Raw genomic sequence first — 12,697 nt, forward strand, 5'->3', positions numbered from 1 at the left:
GGGCCCGTCAGGCTTCGGACTGCCGTTGCGCCTTGCGGCGCAGTAATGCGGTCGACTGTCCCGGCCACGGCGCGTCGGCGGAACGCAGTTCGGTCCCGCCCGCCCCGGCGGCCGCGAGGGCGAGCACACCGGCGACCGCCGTGGCATTGACGATCTCACCGGCGAGCGCGGCCCGTACGGCCTTGGCGACCGGCATCCGGACCAGCTCGAGGTCCGCCTCCTCCAATTCCGGCTCCGGACGGTCGGTTTCGTACAGGCCCCGCGCGACGTACACCCGCAGCGCCTCGTCGGTGAAGCCGGGCGAAAGCGCGACATCCACCAACACCGCCCATTCCCTGGCGGCCAGCCCGGTCTCCTCGGCCAACTCGCGTTTGGCCGCTTCGAGCGGATCCTCGCCGGGCACATCGAGCAGACCGGCGGGCAACTCGAGCAGCCGCTCGCCGATGGGGTGCCGGTACTGCCTGATCAACACCACATTGTCGGCATCATCGATGGCCGCGACCGCGACCGCCGCGTGGTGCTCGATCACCTCACGCTCGACCACCCGACCGCCCGGCATCGCCACCTTGTCGAGCCGCAGCGCGAGGATGGCACCGCTGTACACGGTCTTGCTCGCCACTGTTTCGAAATCGTGGCTGCCCGGTGGGGCTCCCCCGTTATCACTCATCTAAGACGCCTGATCTGCGTTCGCGAACTCTTCATCCGGGATATCGACCGGAAGCCGCTCGGCCAGTTTATATTTCAGCGCCGCCGAGATCAGCGCCGCGAACAGCGGATGCGGCCGGGTGGGACGGCTCTTGAGCTCCGGATGCGCCTGGGTGGCCACGAAGAACGGGTGCTTGTCCGCGGGCAGCTCGACGAATTCGACCAGGTGTCCGTCGGGCGAGGTGCCGCTGAACTTCAGCCCGCTGGTGGCGATCTTGTCGCGGTAGGCGTTGTTCACCTCGTAGCGATGCCGGTGCCGCTCGGAGACCTGATCGGTGCCGTAGGCCTGCGCGACCACCGACCCCTTCTGCAGCGTCGCCGGGTACGCACCGAGGCGCATGGTGCCGCCGAGATCGGCCTCACCGGCGACGATCTCCTTCTGGTCCGCCATGGTGGAGATCACCGGATGCGGTGTGTCCGGCTCGAATTCGGCCGAGTTGGCTTCGGCGAGACCGACCGAACGCGCGGCCTCGATGACCACGCACTGCAAGCCGAGGCAGAGACCGAGCAATGGAAGCCCGCGGGTGCGCGCGTATTTGATGGCGCCGACCTTGCCCTCGATGCCGCGAATACCGAACCCACCGGGGATCAGCACCGCGTCCACGTCACGCAATGCCGCCTGCGCACCGGCCGGGGTCTCGCATTCGTCGGACTGCACCCAGCGGATATTCACCTTGGCCCGCGAGGCGAATCCGCCAGCGCGCAACGCCTCGGTCACCGACAGGTAGGCATCGGGCAGGTCGACGTACTTGCCGACCAGCGCGACCTCGACCGTCTCCCGCGGCTGGTGCACCCGATCCAGCAGATCGCCCCATACCGTCCAGTCCACATCCCGGAACGGCAGCCCGAGCCTGCGCACCACATAGGCGTCCAGGCCCTCACGGTGCAGCACCTTGGGAATGTCGTAGATCGACGGCGCGTCCGGCGTGGAGATGCAGGCGTCCACATCGACGTCGCACATCAGCGCGATCTTGCTCTTGAGCGCCTGCGGCACCTCGCGATCGCAACGCAGGATCAGCGCGTCGGGCTGGATACCGATATTGCGCAGCGCGGCCACCGAGTGCTGGGTCGGCTTGGTCTTGAGCTCACCCGATGGCGCGAGGTAGGGCACGAGCGACACGTGCAGGAAGAACACATTGTCCCGGCCGACGTCGTGGCGGATCTGACGTGCCGCCTCGAGGAAGGGCTGCGATTCGATATCGCCGACGGTGCCACCGATTTCGGTGATCACCACATCGGGCACCTGCCCCTGTAGATCCGGGCCTTGCATAGCGAGTATGCGGCTCTTGATCTCATCGGTGATGTGCGGGATCACCTGCACCGTGTCACCGAGGTATTCACCGCGCCGCTCCTTGGCGATCACCGACGAATAGATTTGCCCGGTAGTCACATTCGCGTCCCGGGACAGGTCCCGATCGAGGAACCGCTCGTAGTGACCGACATCGAGATCGGTCTCGGCGCCGTCTTCGGTGACGAACACTTCTCCGTGCTGGAACGGATTCATGGTGCCCGGATCGACGTTCAAGTACGGGTCGAGTTTCTGCATGGTCACCCGCAGTCCGCGCGCGGTCAGCAGCTGACCGAGGCTGGAGGCGGTAAGACCCTTACCCAATGAGGAGGCGACACCACCGCTGACGAAGATGTGCTTCGTGGCCGTTCGCGCCTGATTCCGTGTATGACCCACGGGTCTTCACGGTAACACGAAAAAGCTGGTCCGATCACCCGCCACGCACGTTTGCCACCCAGTCGCTGCGATCGACCGGCTCGGCCCCGCGCGGCATGTTCGCTGCACGGGGCATCGCGCGTGCGATGGATCAGCGAGCGGGCAGGGCGATGAGTGTGAGGGAGGTCGCCTTGGTGCCGGTTCCGTATCGGCCCGCGCCGCCGTTGAGCTGCTCGCTCAGACCGAGGACGGTGGTGACACGCCCGATCTCGCGGTCGAGGTTGTCGACGGTGGTGACGGCGGTGGCCAGCGCGGCGTCGGAGCGGATGATCGCGATCGGGCCCGGGTTGTCCGCGGCACCGGATCGGCCCGCGAGCACCGCACCAGCGCCGCGGCCGCGCAGGGCGCCGGTGAACCGGGCGATACTGCTGCCCTGACTGTTTTCGCTGGACTTCGCGCCGTTGCCGGTGACGACGACCGCGAGATTGGCGGCGTGCGCCGGGGTGTCGCCGTAGGCGAGGAAACCGCCGCCGCGCAACGTCTCCAGCACCAGGCCCAGCTCCTGCGGGGTGCTGCGCGGTTGCGCGTTCGCGGGGTCGAGCAGCAGCACCAGGCCGAGCAGATCGCCCGCCATGCTGCCCTGGTCGACCTGTCCGGTGCGCAGCTGTGCGCCAGCCGGGATGACATTGGTGACCGCGGTGCGCATCCGATCGCCCTCGGCGGCGTCTAGGAAGGCTTCGGTGAGTGCGATCCGACCGGTCACGGTCGCGCCGGAGGTTTCCAGCCCCTTCGCCACCGCCTCGACATCGGCGGGTTCGGCGTCGGGGGTCGTGAAGACGACGACGCTGCGGTCGGTGAGGCTGCCGCCGAGGATCCGGTCCGCCGATCCGGCGATGAACCGGTCCGCGGCATTCATTTCATCGGTGAGCCGCCGGTTCTGATCGGTGGCCACATCGAGTTGCTTGCGCAGATCCGACTTATCCGCGCGCAGCCCCGACAGCAGGTCCGCCGCCACGGTCTGCGAGCCGAGTACCACGCCGACGGCGAGGGCCAGGAAGATCGCGACGATCGAAACCGCGTGCTGCCGAGGCGAAATCATCGGTCCCCTCCCGCGCCGACCTGGCCATGGGCCCACAGCGCGAATCGGTTCCAGGTATCGGTGGCCCAGTCCAGCGACTCGGAACCCATATTCGAGGCGAGCATGGCCACGATCACCGCGATGAGGGCGGCGAGCACGACCATCGCGATGGCGGTACCGGAGACCCGGTTTCGGTAGAGGGTGGCGACGGCCTTGGCATCCACGAGTTTGGTGCCGATCTTCAATCGGGTCAGGAAGGTCGCCGGATTGCTGTCGCGACGGCCGCGGTCGAAGAAGTCGTCCAGCGAGGCGGCCGCGCCCGCGGTCACGATCAGCGATGCGCCGTGGTGGTGGGCCAGCAGCAGGGCCAGATCCGAGGGTGCGCCGGACGACGGGAACGTCGTCGCGCCGATGCCGAGATCCTGGATGCGTTCCAGCCCCTTGGCGTCGCCGTCGGTATCGGCGGGCAGGATCACCTCGGCGCCGGATTTCAAAGTGGCGGTTGTGATTTCGTCCGGATCGCCGACGATCAGGTCGGGGCGGTAGCCCTGTTTCATCAAGGTATCCGCCCCGCGGCCGACGCCGACCATGATCGGCGCGTACTCCTTGATGAACGGCTTCAGTCGCCTGAGATCGTCCGCGTGGTCCGGGCCGTCGGCCACCACGACCACATGCCGGTGCTTCATGCCGAGCTCGAGTTCCGGCACCCCGATACCGTCGATGAGCAGCGCGCTCTCGGTGCGGATGAATTCGATCGTATTGCCTGCGAACGCCTCCAGATGATCGGCGAGACCATTGCGCGCCTCGATCATCCGCTCGGCGATATCGGATTCGGTCAGCTCGATGCCCGTGACCAGGACCTCGGGCTCCTTCTTGACCAGCTTGTCGGCGTAGACGACGCCCTCGTCGATGCGGACCTTGGTGCCGTCCTTGATCTTGAACGCATCCGAACTCACCGTGTCCAGCAGCAGAATTCCATTGGCGACCAGTACTTCCGGTCCCAGATTGGGGTAGCGGCCCGAGATCGATGGCGAGGTATTCACCACTGCGAGCACACCCGCCTCGACCAGCCGATCGGCGGTGAGCCGATCCAGATCCATCTCATCGAGTATTACGACATCACCGGGCCCGACCCGCTTCAGCAAACGCCTGGTGTTGCGGTCAACCCGGGCTATCCCGGTTGCTCCGGGTAGCGCTTCGGTGTTCTTCGACAACAACGCCAACATCTTCATGGCCCGATCTTGGCCGTAAACCCTCAACCATTGGTGGAGGCGCGCCGTAATCACCTACCACATTCGTCACTGTGATAACAGGCGGCGCGCCCCGGTCAGCAAACTCCGAGCGGCTGTCGAGATTCGAGGTCGACAAGACTCGGGCACAGTGTGATCCCAGTGACAGGGATCACGACGAACCCAGACAGTACCCGTATGCTGCCGGTCACAGATATCTCGAAGAGGAGACCCCATGGCCAGCAGCACTGTCGACGTCGTGATCGCGGCACCGCGCGATGTCGTCTACAAGTTCTTCACCGAGCGGGACGGCATCAACCCCTACATCCCCGTGGACTTCACCCTGAAGACGCCCGGCACACCGACCCCGGCGGGCGTCGGCGCGCAATACCTGATCGGTAAGGGTGGCGTCGGCATCGTCGAGGAGACCACCAAGCTGGTTCCCGGCGAGCTGATGGAGTACAAGATCATCAAGGGCGCGCCAGTGAAGCGCCACGTCGGCACCATCACCTTCACCGACGCCGACAACGGCACCCTGGTCTCTTACACCATGGAGTCCGAGCCCAGCCTCCCCGTCCCGGCCAAGCTCGTCGAAATCGGCCTCAAGAACCTCATCAACCAGTTCATCAAGGGCGCCCAAAAGGCCCTGCGCTGAACGGCCGCCGTTAGGTCAGGGCGCGTTCGGCGCGGGCCGTTTCCAAAAGTTCTTCCGCATGTGCTCGGCCGGTTTCGGTGTCATCGAGACCGGCCAGCATGCGCGCCAGTTCGATGACGCGCTCATCCTTGGTCAACGCGCGGACGCCACTATTGACCTTGCCCTTGCCATCGTCGGACTTGTCCACCACCAAGTGGGTGTCGGCGAAGGCGGCGACCTGCGGTAGGTGGGTCACCACGATCACCTGATGGGTGCGGGCCAGCCGAGCCAGCCTGCGGCCGATCTCGACCGCGGCCCGGCCGCCGACACCGGCATCTACCTCGTCGAACACCATGGTGGCGCCGTGATCCGAACTCGCGAGCACCACCTCGAGGGCCAGCATCACGCGGGACAGCTCACCGCCGGATGCGCTCTTGCTCAACGGCAATGACTGCGCTCCGGAATGCGCCGAGAGCCGGAACTCCACTTCGTCGACACCGGTCGAACCCGCGTGCAGTTCGGTCCCGTCCACCGTCAGCGGCGCCGAGTCCTGCGGGCTCGCCGGCACCGGCCGCACCACAACCTCGAGTTTCGCCTTGCCCATCGCCAGACCACCGAGTTCGGCGCTCACCGCCGAGGCGAGCTTGCCCGCCGACTTCCTGCGCGCCGCGGTCAATTTGCCCGCGGCCTCGCGGACGCGTTCCGCGGCGATATCGACCTCCGCCGCCAACGCGGCCAACGCCTCTTCGGAGACATCGAGCGAGCCGAGACGCGTGCGGGCCTCATCCGCCCACGCGATCACCCCATCGATATCCGGTGCGTACTTGCGGGTCAGCGATTTCAATTCGGCCTGCCGGGTGAGCAGCGAATCCAAAGCCCCAGGGTCCGAAGGCAAATCCGCGAGATAACCGCTGAGCTCGGTGGTCAGATCCACGACGACCGCGATCGCTTCGCCGAGTCGCGGCCCGAGCGCGGTCAGCGCCGGATCATCGGCCGATTCGATGCGGGCACGCGCCGCGCCGAGCAATTCCAGTGCGCCGGAACCATCTTCGGGCGAATCGGCGGGACCGGCCAAGGCATCGTGCGCGACCGCGGCGGCCTCGCGCAGGGAATCCAGATCGCTGAGCCTGCGCACCTCGTCGACAATGCGCGCATCCTCACCGGGCTCCGGTGCGATGGCATCGATTTCGGACAGCGAATGCTTCAGCCGATCGGCCTCCAGCGCGAGTTCCCTACTGCGCGCGGTACGTTCGAGCAATTCGGTGCGGGCATCGAGCCAGGATCGCCGCCGCACCTGGTACTTGCGCAGCAGCGGGCCGACCGCATCGGCCGCGAACTGGTCCAATGCCGACAACTGCTGATCCGGACGCTGCAGCCGCAGTTGGTCGTTCTGGCCGTGCACAGTCAGCAGCGGAGCGGTGAAATCGGCGAGGACAGCGGCGGGTACACCGCGCCCACCGAGATGTGCGCGGGAGCGTCCGTCACTGCCGACGGTGCGGATCGCGATGATGCTGCCGTCGTCATCGCGTTCGGCCGCAGCCGATTCCAGTACTTCCCTGACTTGCTTCTGCGCGGTCGTATTCACCTCGTCGACGGTGAACCGGCCCTCGACCACGGCGCGTGCCGCACCCAACCGGACGCGCCCGGCATCGGCCCGCGCCCCGCTGAGCAGGTGCAGGCTGGTCACCACCATGGTCTTACCGGCGCCGGTCTCACCGGTGAGAACTGTCAGACCCTCATGGAATTGCGCGGTAGCCGTGGATATGACGCCAAGCCCGTCAATCCTGATCTCTGTCAGCACTGGTCTTCACCCACCCCGCCGGCTGCCGTCCCCCGGCTGCTCTCCGTCCGCCGTCGGCCACGCCAGCCGGTCACAGGCAATTGGAACTTGCGCACCATCCGGTCCGCGAACGGCGCGGAGTCCAACCGCACCCAGCGCACCGGTTCGACACCGCGGACCGCCTCGAGCCGCCCGCCCTTCGGCAAGGCGAGGGTCCGCCTGCCGTCCAGGAAAACTATCGCATCATGGCCCGCCGCAACGGATTCGACGGCGATCCTGGAATCCGGGCTGGTGACCAGTGGCCGCGCGAACAGGGCATGCGCATTGCTCGGAATCACCAGCAGCGCTTCGAGTTCCGGCCAGACCACCGGGCCGCCGGCGGAGAACGCGTAGGCGGTCGAACCGGTCGGCGTCGATATGAGAATTCCGTCGCAACCGAACTGTGAGACCGGACGCCCGTCGACCTCGAGCACCACCTCGAGCACGCCCATCCGCGACGCGTTCTCGATGCTGGCTTCGTTGAGCGCCCAACCGGTTTCGACGATCTCGTCGTCTATCCGGACGGTGACATCGATGGTCATCCGGTGTTCGAGGCGGTAGTCGCCGCGGACCACACTCGCCAACGCCTCATCGAGGTGTTCGGCCTCGGCCTCGGTGAGAAATCCGATGCGGCCCAAGTTGATTCCCAGCACCGGCACCCCCGCGGGCCTGGCCAATTCGGCCGCACGCAGAAATGTGCCGTCACCACCGAGCGACAACACCATCTCGCAACCGACCGCCGCGTCCGGGCAGTGTTCGACCACGCGCGCGGGGTATCCGCCCGGTTCCGCGACGGCCGTCCCGCTCGGGGTATCGGGCTCACAGTCGAATCGGGTGCTGTCCGCCTCGTCCGCGAGCACGCGCAACCCGATGCCCGCGTCCGCGAAGATCTTCGCCACGCGATGGGCGGTTTCGATGATCTCCGCCCGGCCCGGATGCGAAACCAGCAGAATCTCCCTGGATTCGGCCGGTGTCAGCGCGTTCACTGTGGACCCTCCTCAACCGCACGCTCGACGAGGGCCGCGACCTGCTCGCCGTCGTACTCGAACTGCCCGTCCTTACGCAGCCACAGAAAGTATTCGACATTGCCCGATGGACCGGGCAGCGGGCTGGCCACCACCCCGGCGGTGCGCAACCCCAACTCGGCGGCGGCGGCCGCGACATCGCATACCACTTCCGCCCGCAATGTGGGATCTCGCACCACACCGCCGGAGCCTACCCGCTCCTTACCCACCTCGAACTGCGGCTTCACCATCGGCAACAGATCCGCGCCCGGCGCCGAACAGGCCGCGAGCGCGGGCAGCACCAGATTCAGCGAGATGAACGACAGATCCCCGACCACCAGTTCGACGGTGCCGCCGATGGATTCAGGGGTAATGGCACGGACATTGGTGCGGTCGAATACCCGCACCCGGTCGTCGTTCTGCAGGCGCCAGATCAGTTGGCCGTAGCCGACATCGACGGCCACGACCTCACGCGCCTGTTTCGACAGCAGCACATCGGTGAAGCCGCCGGTCGAGGCACCGGCATCGAGACAGCGCTTCCCCGCGACGGTCAAGCCCTGCGGTTCGAAAGCCGCCAACGCCCCGAGCAACTTGTGCGCACCGCGCGATGCCCACGAAACCTCGTCCGGCTCCTCGCGCACGATCAACGGCGTACCCGCCTCAACAGCGGTCGCCGGTTTCACGGCGACCGTTCCAGCAATCAGGACGCGGCCCGCACCGATCAGCTCGACCGCGTGCTCTCGCGATCGTGCCAATCCGCGGCGAACCAATTCGGCGTCCACCCGCGCGCGCCTGGCCACCTCAGATCTTGTCCACCGTGGCCAGGGCCTGGACGAGCACCTCATGTGCCTGCTCCAGGATGCGGGCGCGCCGGGTGATATCGGCGCCGGATTCGGCGTCGGTTGTCGGCGGGGTCGCCGCCACCCCGGTCCAGGCCGGCCGCGCGTCGAGTTCGGCCAGCAGGGCGTCGATTTCGGCGCGGATCTTCGCCGGATCGGCGGGCTCCGGGCGTCCCTGAGCGCCCGGCAGATGCTGGCCGGGCAGCGGAGCACTCGGACGGGGTCCGTTCGAGCCGGGGCCGTACGGCTGGGGCGTACCGGGTCCGTTCGGGCGGGGCATCGGAGTAGTCATCGTGGGGTCAACGCTATCGGATTTCCGAACCGGACGCGCGCACCGTCACGGCTCGTCCCGGGTTACGCCGTAAGCGTTCCGCCAAGTCGGTCGCATCCGGATCCGCGGCGGCGTCGACCGGCGGGTAATTCAGTGCGTCCAGTGACTCCGAGATGTAGGTCGGAATCCGGTCCGCGGGGGCATCGCGCAGCTCGCCGAGCGTGCTCACGCCGGTCAGGACCAGCAGGGATTCGAGGCCGACGCGATTGGCACCCTCGATATCGGTATCCAAGCGATCGCCCACCACCAGCGCGCTGCGCGTCCCGGCGCGCACCAGGGCATCCTCGAGCAGTGGCGCATAGGGCTTGCCCGCCACCAGCGGCTCGCGGCCGGAGGCGGCACGCAACGCCGCGACCATCGCACCGTTGCCGGGTGCGAGTCCGCGCTCGTTCGGCAACGTCTTATCGGTATTGGCCGCGACCCACAGTGCGTCCGCGCTGAGCGCGTAGGCCGCCTCGGCCAGATCCGGCCATGCGGTTTGGGGTGAATGTCCTTGTACGACAGCGTCAGGCGCGGCGCCGTTGAAACGACGGATCGAACGCAGTCCGACCGCGTCCACTTCCTTGGCCAGGTCATCGGTGCCGACGATCAACACGGTCGCACCGGGATCGAGGCGCTCCGCCAACAACCTCGCCGCCGCCTGCGCGCTCGTCACGACGTCATCGGTCTTCGCCACGAATCCCAGTTCGGCCAGATGCCGGGCGACCACCTCCGGACCACGACTCGCGTTATTCGTGACATACACAAGCCGATGCGGCACAGCGGAATCCGCCAATGCCTCCGGCGCGCCCTCGATCACCTCGGACCCGCGATACAGCGTGCCATCCAGATCCAGCAGCAGCGCCTCATACCGATCTCGTAGCCGCTTCACACCACTCTCGCTCCATGTCACCGACCGGCGTCTTGCCGTTGTTCCCGTGGCGCTATCGATTGCTCGGCCCACAGTTTCTCGGCAGAGACCGAGACATTCGAACCCTACGCCAGCCCGCCGACAGGAAGGTGACGGCGTCGACCGACCGTGCACCCCAAGCGCTTTCCGAACACCGGCCCAGCTTGCCAGCGTGTTGCACGACACCGCCCACTGTGTCCGAGCAACTCGCCGTCGCCCGCGCACAGCGGTCGTGTCCCGGCTTTGGGCGGCATCCGACCCGGTGAGCCACCATATGAGTCCACTCGGCGGATCGCTTGTGAGTGGGTTCGGCGCGCGGTGGCGCTAGACGTCGGTGTCGCCGGTGAGTTCTTCGGCGCGTTCCTCGGCGTCGGTTTCGCCGTCGAGGTCGGCGGAGGCGGCGTTGAGGAACCAGGTGAGGCCCTCGGCGGTGCGGCCTGCGGCGACCAGCGCGTCGGCATAGGCGTAGAACAGGCGGGCGGCGGCGGAGCCCGTGCGGGACGGGTCCAACTCCGAGGTTTGCAAGGTGACCACGGCCTGGTCGTATTGACCGAGGTCCATGCGGGCGCCCGCGACCACTATGCGGAGTTCGGTGGCCTCGTCACCGCTCAGGGCGCGGGCCTCGTCGCTACGACCCAATTCGATAGCGCGTTCGGGGCGGCCGAGGCCGCGTTCACAGTCGGCCATCACGGCGAGCAGACCGGAACCGCCGGACATCCGGCGAGCCGTGCGCAGTTCGGAAAGGGCCTCGGCCCATTCACCCGCGTGATACGCGGTGACACCCGCGGTTTCGCGGACCACGGCGATGCGGCCGGCGCGTTGGCGAGCCGCCCGTGCGTGTGCCAGCGCGAGACGCGGATCGTCATCGATCAGTCGAGCCGCCATTACGAGATGGCGGGCGACCGCTTCGGCATTGCTCTTGTCCAGACTCAGCAGATCCCGGCGCACCTCTAGTTCGAGATCGGTCGCCTGAATGTCATCGGGCAGATCCGGCTCTTCCGGGCGCGGCGCACGACGATCCGCCGAGCCACCCCCGGCGCGCGCACCTTCGCCGCCCCGACGACGGTCCTGCGAGTCGTCCCCGCGCTGACTCCAGCCGCCGCGCTGGCCCGATTCGCCCCGACCGGCGTCACCGCCACGGCCGAAACCGCCCCGCTGACCAGCATCATCACGCCGCTTGAAACCGCCACGCTCACCGGTGCCGCCGCGCTGGCTCGAGTCGCCGCCGCGCTTGAATCCACCACGCTCGCCGGAGCCTCCCCGGCCATAGCCACCACGTTCGCCGGAATCACCACGACCCGAAGCGCCACGATCACCAGAGCCACTGCGGCTGTAGCCACCACGATCACCAGCATCACCACGACCGCCGCGATCCGCGAAGTCACCACGGCCGGAACCGCCACGCCCCCCGGAACCGCCGCGGCTGTAGCCACGGTCACCGGAATCACTCCGCTGACCGGCATCGCCGCCACGTTTGAAGCCGCGTTCCGAATCACCACCGCGGCTATAACCGCCACGCTGACTCGTGTCTTCACGACGGTTGAAGCCGCCACGGTCCTGGGAACGGTCACCAGAATCACCGCGGCCGAACCCGCCACGCTCACCAGAATCGCCAGTACGTTTGAAGCCACCGCGGTCACTGGAGCCACCTCGGTAGCCACCGCGATCACTGGAGCCGCCACGGTCGAAGCCACCGCGATCACCTGAATCGCCGGAACGTTTGAATCCCCCGCGCTCACCCGAGCCACCGCGCGCAAAGCCGCGGTCACCCGATTCGCCACGCTGGTCGGAGTCACCGCGACTGAAGCCGCCGCGACCACCGGTGCCGCCGCGGCTGTAGCCACCACGATCACTGGAGTCGCCGCGCCGCCCGGCATCGCCGCCGCGTTTGAAGCCACCCCGGTCACCGGAGTCGCCGCGATTGAAACCGCCACGGTCTGCCGAGCTGCTCTGATCGTTCGAATCGTCGCGGCGGTTGGAGTCGCTGCGCCTGAAGCCACTGCGTGCGCCGGAGTTACCTCGGTCGGTGGAGTCGCCGCGATCGCGATCGGGACCCTCGTCGCGCTGGCCGAAGTCGCGCTCGGGGCCGCCTCGCCGGAAGGGCTTCCGGCCATCGTTCTGTTCCGACACGGTGGCCCCTTTCTAGGTTCCGCCAGAGGTTGTCGAACCTCTGAATTCAATCACGTGTCGGCGGTCGGGCCCGAACACGGCTTAGATACAGGTGCACAAACGACGATAGGGGACCCAAGTTTGGGTCCCCTATCGTGAAGGATGTTCCGGCGGTGTCCTACTCTCCCACACCCTGTCGAGTGCAGTACCATCGGCGCTGGTGGCCTTAGCTTCCGGGTTCGGAATGGGACCGGGCGTTTCCCCACCGCTATAGCCGCCGTAACTCTATGAAACTGTCACAGAGAGCAACCCACACCCACCCCAGGGGGTTTGTGTGGTGCATCTGTATCTGTGTGTTGTTTCAGATACCGCACAGTGGACGCGTAGCTTCTTTGTT

Annotated in this window: 10 protein-coding genes, 1 rRNA gene and 1 pseudogene; 1 reads left to right on the forward strand and 11 read right to left on the reverse strand. The window is 67.1% G+C overall.

Features of this window, described 5'->3' with window-relative positions:
- Positions 1–7: 7 nt before the first annotated feature.
- The 4 genes from ACHQ4I_RS29755 to steA form a co-directional block, all read right to left on the reverse strand.
- A complete protein-coding gene (locus ACHQ4I_RS29755; protein ID WP_420775183.1) occupies positions 8–667 on the reverse strand; it encodes an NUDIX domain-containing protein in 660 nt (219 codons plus the stop codon).
- Entirely contained in the window at positions 668–2,389 is a 1,722-nt protein-coding gene (locus ACHQ4I_RS29760) for a CTP synthase (protein WP_420775184.1), read from the reverse strand.
- Positions 2,390–2,519: 130 nt separating this feature from the next.
- Complete coding sequence (locus tag ACHQ4I_RS29765) at positions 2,520–3,467, reverse strand: copper transporter (RefSeq protein WP_420775185.1); 948 nt, start codon at positions 3,465–3,467, stop codon at positions 2,520–2,522.
- On the reverse strand, positions 3,464–4,678 hold the full coding sequence (gene steA / locus ACHQ4I_RS29770) for a putative cytokinetic ring protein SteA (protein WP_420775186.1): 1,215 nt from the start codon (positions 4,676–4,678) through the stop codon (positions 3,464–3,466). Before steA ends, ACHQ4I_RS29765 begins: the two co-directional genes overlap by 4 nt.
- Positions 4,679–4,910: 232 nt before the next feature.
- Here steA and ACHQ4I_RS29775 point away from each other — a divergent pair, with 232 nt between their 5' ends.
- Complete coding sequence (locus tag ACHQ4I_RS29775; RefSeq protein ID WP_420775187.1) at positions 4,911–5,330, forward strand: SRPBCC family protein; 420 nt, start codon at positions 4,911–4,913, stop codon at positions 5,328–5,330.
- Between the two features lie 10 nt (positions 5,331–5,340).
- Here the strand turns inward: ACHQ4I_RS29775 and recN are convergent, their stop codons facing one another.
- The 7 genes and pseudogenes from recN to rrf form a co-directional block, all read right to left on the reverse strand.
- Positions 5,341–7,110 carry a DNA repair protein RecN gene (gene recN, locus ACHQ4I_RS29780; RefSeq protein ID WP_420775188.1) on the reverse strand — a complete coding sequence of 590 codons (1,770 nt, stop codon included), beginning with the start codon at positions 7,108–7,110 and terminating at the stop codon, positions 5,341–5,343.
- A complete protein-coding gene (locus tag ACHQ4I_RS29785; protein WP_420775189.1) occupies positions 7,104–8,114 on the reverse strand; it encodes an NAD kinase in 1,011 nt (336 codons plus the stop codon). The genes recN and ACHQ4I_RS29785 overlap by 7 nt, the downstream gene beginning before the upstream one ends.
- Complete coding sequence (locus ACHQ4I_RS29790) at positions 8,111–8,932, reverse strand: TlyA family RNA methyltransferase (RefSeq protein WP_420775190.1); 822 nt, start codon at positions 8,930–8,932, stop codon at positions 8,111–8,113. Before ACHQ4I_RS29790 ends, ACHQ4I_RS29785 begins: the two co-directional genes overlap by 4 nt.
- Position 8,933: 1 nt before the next feature.
- On the reverse strand, positions 8,934–9,251 hold the full coding sequence (locus tag ACHQ4I_RS29795; protein WP_420775204.1) for a hypothetical protein: 318 nt from the start codon (positions 9,249–9,251) through the stop codon (positions 8,934–8,936).
- Positions 9,252–9,276: 25 nt separating this feature from the next.
- The gene (locus ACHQ4I_RS29800; protein ID WP_420775191.1) at positions 9,277–10,173 is read right to left on the reverse strand and encodes an HAD-IIA family hydrolase; all 897 of its coding nucleotides are present in this window, start codon (positions 10,171–10,173) and stop codon (positions 9,277–9,279) included.
- A gap of 342 nt (positions 10,174–10,515) precedes the next feature.
- Positions 10,516–11,583, reverse strand: a pseudogene (locus ACHQ4I_RS29805) (tetratricopeptide repeat protein); the annotation flags it as partial.
- 882 nt (positions 11,584–12,465) lie between these two features.
- Positions 12,466–12,582: ribosomal RNA gene (gene rrf, locus ACHQ4I_RS29810) — 5S ribosomal RNA — on the reverse strand.
- Positions 12,583–12,697 lie beyond the last annotated feature (115 nt).

Origin of the sequence: Nocardia nepalensis (assembly GCF_048910785.1) — a bacterium.
Classification (GTDB): Bacteria; Actinomycetota; Actinomycetes; order Mycobacteriales; family Mycobacteriaceae; genus Nocardia; species Nocardia nepalensis.